This window comes from Streptomyces sp. NBC_00576, assembly GCF_036345175.1.
Classification (GTDB): domain Bacteria; phylum Actinomycetota; class Actinomycetes; order Streptomycetales; family Streptomycetaceae; genus Streptomyces.
In genome coordinates this window covers 9,551,738-9,566,727 of the sequence record NZ_CP107780.1, presented here as the reverse complement: position 1 = coordinate 9,566,727, position 14,990 = coordinate 9,551,738, and the positions used below count along the sequence as shown (strand labels likewise).

The 14,990-nt window shown below is 70.4% G+C and carries 14 protein-coding genes; 10 read left to right on the top strand and 4 right to left on the bottom strand.

The genetic code is table 11. The features are described from left to right. The first annotated feature begins 160 nt into the window (after window positions 1-160). The 5 genes from OG734_RS41870 (at window position 161) to OG734_RS48175 (ending at window position 5,949) form a co-directional block, all read left to right on the top strand. The gene (locus tag OG734_RS41870) at window positions 161-1,186 is read left to right on the top strand and encodes a 6-phosphofructokinase (RefSeq protein ID WP_330292595.1); all 1,026 of its coding nucleotides are present in this window, start codon (window positions 161-163) and stop codon (window positions 1,184-1,186) included. A gap of 158 nt (window positions 1,187-1,344) precedes the next feature. Further along, window positions 1,345-2,295 (top strand): cytochrome c oxidase assembly protein, encoded by a 951-nt coding sequence (locus OG734_RS41865; protein ID WP_330292594.1) that lies wholly within the window; start codon window positions 1,345-1,347, stop codon window positions 2,293-2,295. Window positions 2,296-2,475: 180 nt separating this feature from the next. Beyond that, complete coding sequence (locus tag OG734_RS41860) at window positions 2,476-3,834, top strand: PASTA domain-containing protein (protein WP_330292593.1); 1,359 nt, start codon at window positions 2,476-2,478, stop codon at window positions 3,832-3,834. A gap of 86 nt (window positions 3,835-3,920) precedes the next feature. Then, on the top strand, window positions 3,921-5,765 hold the full coding sequence (locus OG734_RS41855; RefSeq protein WP_443065017.1) for a protein kinase domain-containing protein: 1,845 nt from the start codon (window positions 3,921-3,923) through the stop codon (window positions 5,763-5,765). 13 nt (window positions 5,766-5,778) lie between these two features. After that, on the top strand, window positions 5,779-5,949 hold the full coding sequence (locus OG734_RS48175; protein WP_443065016.1) for a hypothetical protein: 171 nt from the start codon (window positions 5,779-5,781) through the stop codon (window positions 5,947-5,949). Between the two features lie 36 nt (window positions 5,950-5,985). On the opposite strand, the gene OG734_RS41845 is transcribed toward OG734_RS48175, so the two are convergent. The 4 genes from OG734_RS41845 to OG734_RS41830 all read right to left on the bottom strand — a co-directional run bounded on the left by OG734_RS41845 (window position 5,986) and on the right by OG734_RS41830 (window position 10,179). Then, window positions 5,986-7,200 (bottom strand): sensor histidine kinase, encoded by a 1,215-nt coding sequence (locus OG734_RS41845; RefSeq protein ID WP_330292592.1) that lies wholly within the window; start codon window positions 7,198-7,200, stop codon window positions 5,986-5,988. Continuing rightward, complete coding sequence (locus OG734_RS41840; protein ID WP_330292591.1) at window positions 7,197-8,960, bottom strand: sodium/solute symporter; 1,764 nt, start codon at window positions 8,958-8,960, stop codon at window positions 7,197-7,199. The genes OG734_RS41845 and OG734_RS41840 overlap by 4 nt, the downstream gene beginning before the upstream one ends. Window positions 8,961-9,028: 68 nt before the next feature. Further along, window positions 9,029-9,394, bottom strand: a complete 366-nt coding sequence (locus tag OG734_RS41835) for a hypothetical protein (protein WP_330292590.1) — start codon at window positions 9,392-9,394, stop codon at window positions 9,029-9,031. Window positions 9,395-9,411: 17 nt separating this feature from the next. Beyond that, complete coding sequence (locus OG734_RS41830) at window positions 9,412-10,179, bottom strand: LytR/AlgR family response regulator transcription factor (protein ID WP_330292589.1); 768 nt, start codon at window positions 10,177-10,179, stop codon at window positions 9,412-9,414. Between the two features lie 99 nt (window positions 10,180-10,278). Here OG734_RS41830 and OG734_RS41825 point away from each other — a divergent pair, with 99 nt between their 5' ends. The 5 genes from OG734_RS41825 to OG734_RS41805 all read left to right on the top strand — a co-directional run bounded on the left by OG734_RS41825 (window position 10,279) and on the right by OG734_RS41805 (window position 14,920). Then, window positions 10,279-10,794 (top strand): Lrp/AsnC family transcriptional regulator, encoded by a 516-nt coding sequence (locus tag OG734_RS41825; RefSeq protein WP_330292588.1) that lies wholly within the window; start codon window positions 10,279-10,281, stop codon window positions 10,792-10,794. 124 nt (window positions 10,795-10,918) lie between these two features. Beyond that, entirely contained in the window at window positions 10,919-11,740 is an 822-nt protein-coding gene (ddaH, locus tag OG734_RS41820; RefSeq protein ID WP_330292587.1) for a dimethylargininase, read from the top strand. Next, a complete protein-coding gene (gene rocD, locus OG734_RS41815) occupies window positions 11,737-12,975 on the top strand; it encodes an ornithine--oxo-acid transaminase (protein WP_330292586.1) in 1,239 nt (412 codons plus the stop codon). The genes ddaH and rocD overlap by 4 nt, the downstream gene beginning before the upstream one ends. Window positions 12,976-13,074: 99 nt before the next feature. After that, complete coding sequence (locus OG734_RS41810) at window positions 13,075-13,812, top strand: lysophospholipid acyltransferase family protein (protein WP_330292585.1); 738 nt, start codon at window positions 13,075-13,077, stop codon at window positions 13,810-13,812. An 85-nt stretch (window positions 13,813-13,897) separates the two neighbouring features. Next, the gene (locus tag OG734_RS41805; RefSeq protein ID WP_330292584.1) at window positions 13,898-14,920 is read left to right on the top strand and encodes an NAD-dependent epimerase/dehydratase family protein; all 1,023 of its coding nucleotides are present in this window, start codon (window positions 13,898-13,900) and stop codon (window positions 14,918-14,920) included. The last annotated feature ends 70 nt before the right edge of the window (window positions 14,921-14,990 follow it).

The window sequence follows — 14,990 nt, the reverse complement described above, 5'->3', positions numbered from 1 at the left end:
GCGTCACCGGCCCGTCTGATGGGGCATCCGCACAGGTGAGCGGGGGTGTCCAGCACCCGGACGGGCTCTACGGTCCCGGTCCCCGCCGCCGGTATGGTGGCGGGGATCGAACCGGACAGCGTGGTCCGGTCCCGGCCCACGTGGAGAAGGATTTCGGGCGATGCGCATTGGTGTCCTGACGTCCGGCGGCGACTGCCCCGGCCTGAACGCCGTCATCCGGTCCGTCGTGCACCGCGCCGTCGTGGACCACGGTGACGAGGTCATCGGCTTCCGGGACGGCTGGAAGGGCCTCCTGGAGTGCGACTACCTCAAGCTCGACCTTGACGCGGTGAGCGGCATCCTCGCTCGCGGCGGCACCATCCTCGGCTCCTCCCGGGTCCGCCCCGAGCATCTGCGGGACGGCGTGGAGCGGGCCAGGGGCCATGTCGCGGAGCTCGGCCTCGACGCGATCATCCCGATCGGCGGCGAGGGCACGCTCAAGGCGGCCCGGCTGCTGTCCGACAACGGCCTGCCGATAGTCGGCGTACCGAAGACCATCGACAACGACATCGCGGTCACGGACGTCACCTTCGGCTTCGACACGGCCGTCGGGGTCGCCACGGAGGCCCTGGACCGGCTGAAGACGACCGCCGAGTCCCACCAGCGCGTCCTGATCGTCGAGGTCATGGGCCGCCACACCGGCTGGATCGCCCTGCACTCCGGCATGGCCGCGGGCGCCCACGCCATCGTCGTACCTGAACGCCCCTTCGACATCGAGGAGTTGGCCGCACGCGTCGGCGAACGCTTCGAGGCGGGCAAGCGGTTCGCGATCGTCGTCGCCGCGGAGGGTGCGAAGCCGCGGGCGGGCTCCATGGAGTTCGACGAGGGCGGCAAGGACGTCTACGGGCACGAGCGCTTCGCCGGGATCGCCCGGCAGCTCTCCCTGGAGCTGGAGGAACGGCTCGGGAAGGAGGCGCGGCCGGTGATTCTCGGGCATGTGCAGCGAGGTGGGACGCCTACGGCTTACGACCGGGTGCTGGCCACGCGGTTCGGGTGGCACGCGGTGGAGGCTGTGCATCGGGGGGAGTTCGGGCGGATGACGGCGCTTCGGGGTACTGACATCGTGATGGTGTCTCTGGCTGAGGCGGTGGAGACGTTGAAGACGGTTCCCGATGCTCGGTACGCCGAGGCGGAGTGCGTCCTTTGACCGTTGTTTGTCGGGTGCAGGTCCGCTGTGGCTTGTCACGCAGTTCCCCGCGCCCCTGAAAGACCCTCCGCCGCCCCCGGTCACAAGTGCCGCCGGGGGCGGTTCTAGTCTGGTCGGGACAGACAGCGCGTAATCAGTACGAAACCAGGAGCCGGCGGATGGATCACAGCGGGCACGGTACGACCATGGATCTTCTGCCCTTCACCTTGGGGCGGGGACTCGGGTGGTCCGCCGACCCGTTCTTCCTGGTCGCCTGTCTGGTGGGGCTCGGGCTGTACGGGTGGGGGGTCGTGCGGCTGGCCCGGCGCGGGGACACCTGGTCAGTCGGGCGGACCATTTCCTTTGTGCTCGGCGTGCTGACCGTCATGCTCGTCATGTGCACCAGGCTCAACGACTACGGCATGGTCATGTTCAGCGTGCACATGGTGCAGCACATGATCATCAGCATGGTCTCGCCGATCCTCATTCTGCTCGGCGCACCGATCACCCTCGCGCTGCGCGCGCTGCCGGTCGCGGGCCGGGGGCGGAAGGGGCCGCGTACGCCGCTGCTCGCGCTGCTGCACAGCCGGTTCATGCGGATCATCACGCATGCCGCGTTCACCATTCCGCTGTTCATCGCCAGCCTGTACGGCCTGTACTTCACGCCGATCTTCGACTTCCTGATGGAGTCGAAGGCCGGGCACATCACGATGATGTGTCACTTCCTCGCCGTCGGCCTGATCTTCTTCTGGCCGATCATGGGCGTCGACCCCGGCCCGAACCGGCCCGGCTATCTGATGCGGATGCTGGAACTGTTCGCGGGCATGCCGTTCCACGCGTTCTTCGGGATCGCCCTGATGATGGCGTCGGAGCCGATGGTCGAGTCGTACAAGAATCCGCCCGCCTCGCTCGGCATCGACGCGCTCTCCGACCAGAACGCGGCCGGCGGGATCGCCTGGGCGTTCAGCGAGATCCCGACCGTGCTCGTGCTGCTGACGCTGCTCTTCCAGTGGTACAGCTCCGAGCAGCGGCAGGCGAAGCGTCAGGACCGGGCCGCGGACCGCGACGGTGACAAGGAACTCGAGGCGTACAACGCCTATTTGGCCTCACTGAACGCACGTGGACGCTGAATCAACTTTTATTCCCCTTGCCTGAAACACTTTCGCATTCAGTAGCATGTACGTGACGTATCCGCCGGGGGGAGCGGTATGACACTTCATGCTTTCAGGAAATCTGGGCTTCAGCGGCTTGCCATCGCACTGTTGTGCGTTCTATTCGCCAGTAGTTGCGACAGAGAGGCGCCGCTGACGATGGTGAAGGCGGTGGCCTCGGGGGTGCCTTCCCTCGCGCCGTTCTTCGACGAGGACAGCGGCCTGGGCCATGACGCACAGGTCCATTCGCAGCCCGCGCACGGCAGCAGCCTGCAGCAGGGCAGCACGCCGGGGCTGTACGGGGGCACGAGGAAGCCGACGGTATGTGACGTCGACCGGCTGCAGCAGTTCCTCACCGACCCCAAGAACAACAGGAAGGCCCAGGAATGGGCACGTGTGGTCGATATTCAGCAGAGCGGGATTCCCGCCTATCTCGACCGGCTCACACCCGTTCTCCTGCGTCACGACACCCTCGTGAAGAACCACGACTACAAGAAGGAAAAAGCGGTCCCCTTCGACGCACTGCTCCAGGCGGGAATCGCGGTTCTCGTCGATGAAGCAGGAGTTCCCGCGGTGAAGTGTTCATGCGGAAATCCGCTGAAGCCGTTCAAGGGGACGACGAACCGTATTTCCGTCGAGTTCGAGGACGGCAACAGGAAGTGGAGCGACTACGACGTCGACGAGGTCGTGCTCGTGCGTCCCGCGCCCAGCAAGGTCGACCGGTTCGCACTCGTCGACGTGCAGGAACCGGAACGGGGCATCTACCGCCAAACCGGGACCAAGGGCGAGGCCGACAAGGTCTTCGACACACGCGAGCGGCACCAGGTGCCGCGCCTCGCCGGGACGACCTTCGGTGCCGCGAGCAGCCGGCTGACGCACCTGGGCCTGGCGACGGCGTACGACAGCGCCGGGCTGCCGCCGTTCGACGCCACCGTCACCGGGTCGGATCCGGGGTCGGGGACCGCGCTCCCGTTCGGCTCGTACGTCACGCTGAACGTCCACATCGAGTCCGGGTCGCCCGACGACAGCAGCGGAGGCGGAAGCGGCGGCACGACTCCCTCCGGGGCGGGGTCAGGGTCGGAGCCCGGTTCGGGGCCAGGGTCGGAGCCCGGGTCGGAGCCCGGGTCGGAGCCCGGTTCGGGGCCAGGATCGGCGCCCGGTTCGGGGCCAGGTTCGGGGGCGAGCTCGGCTCCGGGGTCCGACACCCCGTCGCCCGGCGGGGCCGACCCGTCGGCTCCGCCGTCTCCGCCCTCATCCGGTGCCGAACCTACGCCCTCAGCATCGGACCCGCCCTCGTCCGATCCCACACCGTCCGGTCCTGGCAGCAGCACCCCCGACACCGGCCCCACGAGCGAGCCACCCTCCTCGGAGCCACCTCCACCACCGCCGCCGAGCGACCCGCCCAGCACAGCCCCGGAAACGAGCGGTGAACCCCCGGGCCCACCACCCCCCGAGCCAAGCAGCCCACCTCCGCCCACCACCACGACTTCGGCAGCCTCGGAAACGCCGGATGCGTAACCGCGCCCCTTGAGGGGCGCGGGGAACTGCGCGGCCAACTCCCACCGGCCCGCAGCCGACGACCCACCCAACAGCGGAGTCACCGGATGCCATCAGGACCACCCACATCGGGAGTGGGCCGGGTAATCGCCGGCCGATACCTGCTGCTCAACCAACTGGGCAGCGGCGGCATGGGCCACGTCTGGCTCGCCCACGACCAGAGACTCGCCTGCGAGGTGGCCCTCAAGGAGATCGTGTTCCGCGACCCCGCCGAGGCCTCCGACGAGCGCACCGCCCGGGTCGCCCGGGCTCGCGCCGAGGCCCGGCACGCTGCCGTGCTGCGCGGCAACCCGAACGTGGTGACCGTGCACGACGTACTGGAGCACGAGGGCCTGCCGTGGATAGTCATGGAGTACGTGGCGGGCGCCCTCGACCTGCGTGACCTGATCGGTATGCGCGGCCCGCTGGCGCCCGCCGAGTGCGCCCGGATCGGCCTCGCCGTCCTGGACGCGCTGACCGCCGGACACGAGCAGGGCATCATGCACCGGGACGTGAAGCCGGCGAACATCCTGCTCGCGCCGGACCGCACCGGGACGCCGTACGCCCGGATCCTGCTCACCGACTACGGCATCTCGGTGCAGCCGGACGCGGGCGAGCCGCGGTACACACTGACGTCCGTCCTGGTCGGCACGGCGGGGTATCTGGCGCCCGAGCGGGCCACCGGAGGGCCGCCGACCGCCGCCACCGATCTGTTCTCGCTGGGCTGCACGCTGTACTACGCCGTCGAGGGCTTCGGACCGTTCGAACGGGACAGCCATCTCGCGGAGATCACCGCGGTGGTCATGGAGGAGCCGCGGAAGCCGGAGCGGGCGGGCGCCCTGGGTCCGGTGCTGGAGGCGATGCTCACCAAGGACCCGGCGCAGCGGATCACGGCGGCCCGGGTGGAATCGGCCCTGGACCGGATCGTCACGCCCCAGGTCGACCCGTACGAACGCACCAGGACGGACCCGGGGTCGATGCCGCCGTGGGGTGTGCCGGAGCAGCTGTACGGACCTCAGCAGGCGCCGCCGACCCCGCCCATGGACCTCTCCCCTGCCCGGCCCGCCCCCGTGCAGCCGCCGCCCCGTCACCGCCACGTGCTCCCGGCCGCTCTGGGTGCCCTGCTCGGGGTCGCCCTGGCCGGTGTCGGCCTCTGGCTCACCCTGGGCGGCCCGCCGGGCGGCGACGACGGGCAGACCGTGCAGAAGCCGTACGACGGCCCTGTCGGTCTCGCCGCACCACTGGCCGAGGGTGACTGTGTGATCGCCGACTGGTCCGGCGGTACGCGCTTCCAGGGGACGCCGCGGCTGACCGTGGACCCGACCTGCCGGGACGCGTCTCCGGACGGGCAGGTGCTGGCGGTCGTGGCTGCCGCGTCCGCCGCCGAGGCACGGGCGCAGGGGCCGGCCCAGTGCGAGGAGCGGACCCGGGATCTCCGGGAGAAGCTGGCGGACGTACGGGGGTATGCCGTCGTGCCGGCCGAGGGCGGGTTCGATGCCGCCGAGGGGCGTACGGCCTGTCTGCTGCTCGGCGCGCACGGGCCGGTGTACGGGCCGCTCGGGCCGTACCGCGAGTCCGGGCAGGCGTTCCGCGACATCGCCGCCATGCAGAAGCGGGACTGTCTCCGGTCGCCGTCCGGGCGGGAGGCCCGGCTGGTCGCCTGTACCGAGCCGCACGACGAGCAGGTCCTCGGGTTCGCGCGGCTAGACGCCGCTGTCCCCTTCGAGCAGGCGCGCGACGTGTCGGACGCGGCCTGCGCACGGGACGTGCCGCCGACCGACTACGGCTTCGATCCGTCGGTCTTCGAGGCCGGGTCCTGGACGAGCAGCGGAGCGTGGGACTCCGGAACGCATTTCGTCGTGTGCACCGTTCGGAAGCAGAACGGGGGCACCATGGAGGGAGAAGAGCCATGAGGAGGGTGTTGCGATGCCCGGTTCCACGAACAGTTCCACGAAGACCATGGGGGTGCTCACCGTAGGCGGGCTCGTCGTGGTGACGGCCTACACGGTGGCGCTCGGCAGCAACGGCTGGCTGTGGTTCGGCTGGGTGGTGCTGGGCCTGATCACTCTCGGGATGGTGGCCAGCCGCCCTACATGACATCCGTACACCCGAATGGACTAATGACCGGGCGGGTCAGTTCTCGAAGAGCCGGCCCGCCGAGTGGACGCCCGGCTGGTACTTCGGCAGCCGGGCGGTGATCTTCATGCCGGCGCCGAGCGCGGTCTCGATGACGAGGCCGTGGTCGTCGCCGTAGACCTGGCGGAGACGGTCGTCCACGTTCGAGAGGCCGATGCCGCCGGACGGGCTGACCTCGCCCGCGAGGATACGGCGGAGCAGTACCGGGTCCATTCCGACGCCGTCGTCCTCGATGACGACCAGGGCCTCGGCGCCCGCGTCCTGCGCCGTGATGCTGATGTGGCTCTTGCCGCCGGATGCCCCCTTGCCCTCCAGGCCGTGTTTGACGGCGTTCTCCACGAGGGGCTGGAGGCAGAGGAAGGGCAGGGCGACCGGGAGCACCTCGGGGGCGATCTGGAGGGTGACGGAGAGGCGGTCGCCGAAGCGGGCGCGGACGAGGGCCAAGTAGTGGTCGATGGCGTGGAGTTCGTCGGCGAGGGTGGTGAAGTCGCCGTGCCTGCGGAACGAGTAGCGGGTGAAGTCGGCGAATTCCAGGAGCAGTTCCCGGGCGCGCTCGGGGTCGGTGCGCACGAAGGAGGCGATCACCGCGAGCGAGTTGAAGATGAAGTGCGGGGATATCTGGGCGCGAAGTGCCTTGATCTCGGCCTCGATCAGCCGGGTGCGGGACTGGTCCAGGTCCGCCAGCTCCAGTTGGACGGAGACCCACCTCGCGACCTCTCCGGCGGCGCGGACGAGGACCGCGGACTCACGCGGCGCGCAGGCGACGAGGGCGCCGTGGACGCGGTCGTCGACGGTGAGGGGGGCCACGACGGCCCAGCGCAGGGGGCAGTCCGGGGCGTCGCAGGTGAGCCGGAAGGCTTCGCCGCGGCCGGTTTCCAGGGGGTCGGCGAGGCGTTCCATGATCTCGGCGCGGTGGTGTTCGCCGACGCCGTCCCAGACGAGGACCGACTTCTGGTCGGTGAGGCAGAGAGCGTCCGTGCCGAGCAGGGTGCGCAGCCGGCGGGCCGAGCGGCCGGCGGTCTCCTCGGTGAGGCCGGCGCGCAGTGGGGGCGCGGCGAGGGAGGCGGTGTGCAGCGTCTCGAAGGTGGCGTGCTCGACGGGGGTGCCGAGGCCGCCGAGGCGTTCTGGGCGGGCGGCACGGCGGCCGAGCCAGAACCCGGCGGCCAGCAGCGGGAGGATGGCCACGCAGAGCCCGGCGAGGAATCCACTCATGTCCGGGTCACCTCCGTGCGCGCCGGTCCCCCGAGGCCGTGGCCGCCATGGCCGGCGTGCGCCCCGGACAGCTCCTCCGGCAGGTGGAAGCGGGCCAGGATGGCCGCCGTACCGGCCGGGACGCGGCCCGGGGTGGCCAGGGACACCAGGACCATGGTGAGGAAGCCCAGGGGCACCGACCAGAGGGCGGGCCAGGCGAGCAGGGCGTGCAGGGCGCCCGTGCCCGGGAAGCCCGCCATGGTCGCGGCGACGGCGAGGAGAGCGGAGCCCCCGCCGACCAGCATCCCGGCGGCGGCACCGGGCGGGGTCAGGCGGCGCCACCAGATGCCGAGGACGAGCAGCGGGCAGAAGGAGGACGCGGACACGGCGAAGGCGAGTCCGACGGCGTCGGCGACCGGGAGTCCGCCGACGATGGCGCTGGCGGCGAGCGGCACGGCCATGGCGATGACCGTGCCGAGGCGGAAGTGCCGTACGCCGCGCGAGGGCAGGACGTCCTGGGTGAGGACGCCGGCGACGGCCATGGTGAGCCCCGACGCGGTGGACAGGAACGCCGCGAAGGCACCGCCGGCCACCAGTGCGCCCAAAAGGTCGCCGCCGAGGCCGCCGATCATGCGGTCGGGCAGCAGGAGGACGGAGGCGTCGGCGTCGGAGGTGAGGGCCAACTCGGGGGCGTACAGGCGGCCCAGGGCCCCGTAGACGGGCGGGAGGAGGTAGAAGGCGCCGATGAGGCCGAGGACGGCGACGGTGGTGCGGCGGGCGGCTACGCCGTGCGGGCTGGTGTAGAAGCGGACCACCACGTGCGGCAGGCCCATGGTGCCGAGGAAGGTGGCGAGGATCAGGCCGTACGTGGCGTACAGCGGGCGTTCCTCGCGGCCTTCGGCGAGGGAGGTCGACATGCCGCCGTTGGTGCCGCGGTCGGCCTGCGGCACGGCGGCGCCCTTGGCGAAGGTGAGGCGGGTGCCGCGGTCGATGTGGTGGGTGCCTGCGGCGAGGTGGAGGACCTGGTCCTGGTGCGGGCGGCCGTCGACAGTGCCGGTCACGGTGACGGTGAGGGGCGCTTGCAACTTCAGGTCGAGGCCGTCCTCGACGCGGACGACGCGCTGTTCGCGGAAGGTGGCGGGTTCGTCGAAGGCGTGGCGCGGGGCGCCGTCGCTCTGCCAGGCGAGGACGAGGAAGAGGGCGGGGACGAGCAGCGCGGTGAGTTTCAGCCAGTACTGGAAGGCCTGGACGAAGGTGATGCTGCGCATCCCGCCGGCGGCGACGGTGGCGACCACGACAACAGCGACGATGACCCCGCCGACCCAGTCGGGCGCGTCGGTCAGAACCGCCAACGTCAGCCCGGCGCCCTGGAGTTGGGGCAGCAGATAGAGCCAGCCGACGCCGACGACGAAGGCCCCGGCGAGCCGCCGTACGGCCTGGGAGGCGAGGCGGGCCTCGGCGAAGTCGGGGAGTGTGTAGGCGCCGGAGCGGCGCAGTGGGGCGGCGACGAAGAGGAGCAGCAGGAGGTAGCCGGCGGTGTAGCCGACGGGGTACCAGAGCATGTCGGGGCCCTGGACGAGGACGAGGCCCGCGATGCCGAGGAAGGAGGCGGCGGAGAGGTATTCGCCGCTGATCGCGGTGGCGTTGAGGCGGGGGCCGACGGTGCGGGAGGCGACGTAGAAGTCGGAGGTGGTGCGGGAGATGCGCAGGCCGAACGCGCCGACGAAGACGGTCGCGACGACGACGAGTGCGACGGCCGGGACGGCGTAGTTCTCGTTCATACGGAGTTCCGTACGGAGTTCTCGTTCATACGGACCGGTTCCCGTTTTTCATTTTCGCGTTCATGGCGTCAGCGGTCCTGGTCCTCGACGAGCCGGACGAAGTCCCGCTCGTTGCGTTCGGCGCGGCGTACGTACCAGCGGGCGAGCAGCACCAGCGGCGCGTAGAGGCCGAAGCCGAGGATCAGCCATTCCAGGTGATGGGCGTCGGGCATCGCGGCGAAGAGCAGCGGCAGCGGGGCGACGAGCAGCGCCAGGACCGCGAACACGACGAGGGCGGCGCGGAGTTGGGAGCGCATCAGGGAGCGGACGTAGGTGTGGCCGAGGGTGGTCTGTTCGTCGATCTCGGTACGCGGCCGGTAGTAGCCGGAGGTGCGGCGGGCGCGCCGGGGCGGCCCGGTGACGACGACCCGGCGTTCGGAAGGATCCTGGGGCATGGGTAAGGCTCCGCCCCTCAGCCCGTGGGCCGGCGCATCAGCAGGTCCCGCAGTTCGCGGGCGTGCCGTCGGCTGACCTGGAGTTCCTCGGCGCCGACCAGGACGCTGACGGTGCCCGCGTCGAGGCGGAGTTCGCCGATGTGGCGCAGGGCGACGAGATGGCGGCGGTGGATGCGGACGAATCCGCGGGCCCGCCAGCGCTCCTCCAGGGTGGAGAGCGGGATGCGTACGAGGTGGCTGCCCCGGTCGGTGTGCAGACGGGCGTAGTCGCCCTGGGCCTCGACGTGGGTGATGTCGTCGACGGCGACGAAGCGGGTCACGCCGCCGAGCTCGACGGGTATGTGGTCGGGGTCGGGTTCGTGCACGGGTATGGGCACCGGGACCAACGGGGCGCTGTCGCGCAGTTCGGCGGCTCTGCGGACGGCCTCGGCGAGGCGTTCCTTGCGTACCGGTTTCAGCACGTAGTCGACGGCCTTGAGGTCGAAGGCCTGGACGGCGAAGTCCTCGTGGGCGGTGACGAACACGACGAGCGGCGGCTTGGCGAACCCGGTGAGGAGGCGGGCCAGGTCGAGGCCGTCGAGGCCGGGCATCTGGATGTCGAGGAACACCACGTCGATGGCCTCGGGCCCGCCTGGCCCCGACTCCAGGGCCCGGTTGATGCGGCGCAGCGCCTCGGTCGCGTCACCGGCGCCCTCGGCGCTGCCGATCCGTGGATCGGCGTGCAGCAGATACAGCAGCTCCTCCAGGGAGGGGCGTTCGTCGTCGACGGCGAGGGCGCGCAGCATGAAGGTGGAGTGTAGGTGGAATTCGTACGTGTGCCCATGTGCCGGGCGTGCAAGCCGCCGCCGGGCGCGGTGCCCGCCGTCGCTGGATACAGTGCCCGGATGAACAGCAGGCCGGCGCCTTTCGACGAGCTGGACCGGAAGATCATCACCACCCTGATGGCGAACGCCCGTACGAGCTTCGCCGAGATCGGCGCGGCGGTCGGGTTGTCGGCGACCGCGGTGAAGCGGCGGGTGGACCGGCTGCGTGAGACCGGCGTGATCACCGGGTTCACGGCGACGGTCGAGCCGTCGGCGCTCGGCTGGAGCACGGAGGCGTACGTCGAGGTGTACTGCGAGGGCGCGGCGCCGCCGCGGCGGCTGGCGGAGGTGGTGCGCAACCATCCGGAGATCACGGCGGCGATGACGGTGACGGGCGGCGCGGACGCGCTGCTGCATGTGCGGGCGACGGATGTGGAGCACTTCGAGAACGTGCTGGAGCGCATCCGTACCGAGCCATTCATCCGGAAGACGATCAGCTACATGGTGCTGTCCCACCTCCTCCCGGAAAGCCCGGAGGCGGGCGCTACCCACCCCGCTCCGAACAACACTTCGGACAACGCATCAGACCTGCGTTGAAGCCGCCAAAGACGCAGGATTCCTGCGCGGACACGCAATCGTTGTCGCTTGTCGAGCGTCGGGCGCAGTTCCTACCGTGGTGTACATCCCACTGGAACATTGCAGGAAGCGGAGGAACCCCTCTGTGCCCGACAGCCGTGTGCCGCGCCCCCGGCGCTTTCTTGTCTGTGAACCCAGACACTTCGCCGTGCAGTACGCGATCAACCCCTGGATGAACCCCGACACCAGGGTCGACATCGATCTGGCCCAGGAGCAGTGGCGCTCACTGATCAGCGCCTATCGCGCCCACGGCCACACCGTGGACACCGTGGAGCCGGTCGCCGGCCTGCCCGACATGGTGTTCGCCGCGAACTCGGCGGTCGTCGTCGACGGCCGCGTCTTCGGCTCCTCGTTCCACGCCCCCGAGCGCCGCCCCGAGTCGACCGCGTACGAGACGTGGTTCAAGTCGGCGGGCTTCGACGTGTACCGCCCCGAGTCGGTGTGCGAGGGCGAGGGCGACCTGGTCCCGGCCGGCCGCTGGATCCTGGCGGGCACGGGCTTCCGCACGACCCGTGCGGCCCATCACGAGGTGCAGGAGTACTTCGGTGTCCCGGTGATCGGCCTCAAGCTGACGGACCCGTACTTCTACCACCTGGACACGGCGCTGTTCGTCCTCGACGAGCGCCGCGACGGAAACATCGCGTACTACCCGGACGCGTTCTCGCCGGGCAGCCGCGAGGTGCTGGCGCGGCTGTACCCGGACGCGGTCGTCGCGACCCGCGAGGACGCGCTGACGTTCGGTCTGAACTCGGTCTCGGACGGCCATCACGTCTTCATCGACCCCGGCGCCACGGCCCTCGCCGCCGAACTGACGCGCCACGGCTACCTTCCCGTCCCCGTCGACCTGTCGGAGTTCCGCAAGGCCGGCGGCGGAATCAAGTGCTGCACTCAGGAGATCCGCTCATGACCGCACTCACGAGCACAGGCGCGGGCACGCACAGCTCCGCCGAGCTGATCCGCGCCGAGGAACCGGTCCTCGCGCACAACTACCACCCGCTGCCCGTGGTCGTGGCCCGCGCGCAGGGCGCCTGGGTCGAGGACGTCGAGGGCCGCCGCTATCTGGACATGCTGGCCGGCTACTCGGCCCTCAACTTCGGCCACCGCCACCCGGCACTGATCGAGGCTGCCCACCGCCAGCTGGACCGACTCACCCTCACGTCCCGCGCCTTCCACAACGACCGCCTGGCCCAGTTCGCCGCCTCCCTGGCCGAGCTGACGGGCCAGGAAATGGTCCTTCCGATGAACACCGGCGCGGAGGCGGTCGAGAGCGCCGTCAAGGTGGCCCGCAAATGGGCGTACGACGTGAAGGGCGTACCCGCCGACCGGGCGACGATCGTGGTGGCGGCGGACAACTTCCACGGCCGTACGACGACGATCGTCAGCTTCTCCACGGACGAGACGGCGAGGGCCGGCTTCGGCCCGTTCACACCGGGCTTCCGGATCGTCCCGTACAACGACCTGGCGGCCCTGGAGGAGGCGATCGACGAGACGACCGCGGCGGTCCTCCTGGAGCCCATCCAGGGCGAGGCGGGCGTCCTGATCCCCGACGACGGCTATCTGACCGGCGTACGCGATCTGACACGCCGCACGGGCTGCCTCTTCATCGCCGACGAGATCCAGTCGGGCCTGGGCCGCACCGGCCGCACCCTGGCGGTCGACCACGAGGGCGTCGTCCCGGACATGCTGCTCCTCGGCAAGGCCCTGGGCGGCGGCATCGTACCGGTGTCGGCGGTCGTCGCCCGCCGAGAGGTACTCGGGGTGCTGCACCCGGGCGAACACGGCTCGACGTTCGGCGGCAACCCTCTGGCGGCGGCGGTCGGCCAGGCCGTGGTCGAGCTGCTGGGGACCGGTGAATTCCAGCGCAGGGCCGAGGAGTTGGGCGTCGTCCTGCGCGACGGTCTGACCGGCCTGGTCGGCAAGGGCGTCGTCGGATTCCGGTCGCGGGGGCTGTGGGCGGGGGTCGACATCGACCCGGCGATCGGGACCGGGCGGGAGATCAGTGAGCGGCTGATGCGGGAGGGGATCCTGGTCAAGGACACCCACGGATCGACGATCCGGCTGGCGCCGCCGCTGACGGTCAGCGGGGAGGAACTGGGGATGGCTCTGGGAGTTCTGGAGAAGGTGCTGACCCAGGGGACCTGATACTGGCCAAGTGACGACAGAGCGTGACACCTCAAGGGTGACGCCTGACGACGGCCGCGCCTAGACTGATCGCCTCCAGGGGAACAGAGGAGCGCCGGAGTGTTCTATTACGTGCTCAAGTACGTGTTGCTCGGTCCACTGCTGAGACTTGCCTTCCGGCCGCGGATCGAGGGGCTCGAACACGTACCGTCGTCGGGCGCCGCCATCGTCGCCGGCAACCATCTGTCGTTCGCGGACCACTTCCTGATGCCCGCGATCCTCAAGCGGCGCATCACCTTCCTCGCGAAGGCCGAGTACTTCACGGGTCCCGGGATCAGGGGGCGGCTGACCGCGTACTTCTTTCGCAGTGCCGGGCAGATTCCGGTGGACCGGTCCGGCAAGGAGGCGGGGCAGGCCGCGATCCGTGAAGGGCTCGGGGTGCTGAGCAAGGACGAGCTGCTCGGTATCTATCCGGAGGGCACCCGGTCGCACGACGGGCGGCTCTACAAGGGCAAGGTCGGAGTCGCCGTCATGGCGCTCAAGGCCCAGGTGCCCGTCATTCCCTGCGCGATGATCGGCACCTTCGAGGCGCAGCCGCCGGGCAAGGTCATCCCGAACATCCATCCCGTGGCGATCCGCTTCGGCAAGCCCCTCGACTTCTCCCGCTACCTCGGGATGGAGGACGAGAAGGCGGTTCTGCGGGCCATCACCGACGAGATCATGTACGCCATCCTCAACCTCTCGGAGCAGGAGTACGTCGACCAGTACGCGGCCGTCGCCAAGGCGGAGGAAGCCGCTGCGAAGAAGGCGGAGAAGGAGCAGCGGGCGCGCAAGTTCCCGCGTATGCCGCTCAGTTGAACCCCCTGCCGTCTCCCCCGCAGCCGCGATCTGCTCGTAGCTAATCCCCGCCGGACCTGACGGTCTCAGCGGATACGGTCGCTCCATGAGACGAGCTGTGGTGATCGGAGCGACCGGGCAGATCGGGCGGGTGGCCGTGGGGGCGCTCGCCAGGGACGGGTGGGAGGTGACCGCCGTCTCGCGGGGCGGCGGGCGGGACGGCAGCTGGCCGGACGAGGTGCGGGTCAGGGCCGCCGACCGGGCCGACGACACGGCGCTCGAAGCGGTGGTGGGCGACGGGTGCGACGTCCTCGTGGACATGGTGGCGTATGGGCCCGAGCACGCACGGCAGTTGGCCGGTCTCGCCGGGCGGGTCGGGTCGGCCGTGGTGATCTCCAGTCTGTCCGTGTACGAGGACGACAAGGGCCGGAACTTCGACACGCAGGCGGAGCCCGACGGCTTCCCCGAGTACCCCGTACCCATCCCGGAGGAACAGCGCACGGTCCGGCCGGGCGAGAGCTCGTACAGCACGCGGAAGGCGGGCCTCGAACGCGAGCTCCTCGCCGTCGGCGATCAGTTGCCGGCCACGCTGCTGCGGGCGGGCGCGATCCACGGGCCGTACTGCCGTAGCCCGCGCGAGCTGTACTTCGTCAAGCGCAACCTGGACGGACGGCGCCGGCGCGTCCTCGCCTACAGCGGCGGGAGCCGATTCCATCCGGCGAGCGTCCACAACATCGCCGAGCTGATCCGGCTGGCCGCCGCACGTCCGGGTGCCCGGGTCCTGAATGCCGTGGATCCGGAGGTGCCGACGGTGGCGGAGATCGCCGGGGCGATCGACTCCGTGATGGGGGTCGAGGTGGAGAACGTTCTGGTGGACGGTCCGCCGCCGGCGCCCACCGTGGGCGACACCCCGTGGTCGACTCCGGTGCCCGTGGTGTGCGACATGTCCGCCGCCGAACGGGAGTTGGGCTACCGGGCCGTGGTCACGTATGCACAGAGCCTGCCGGAGACCATCGCCTGGATCGAGGGTCGACTGGACGGGCGGGACTGGCGGGAGGCGTATCCCAAGATGTTCGAGACGTATGGCGACCTCTTCGACTACGCGGCGGAGGACGCCTGGACCGCGTGACGGGAGTCGCGTGACGGGAAAGGGGCGGCCGGAAGGATCTCCGGCCGCCCCTCACCTCGTACGACTGGCT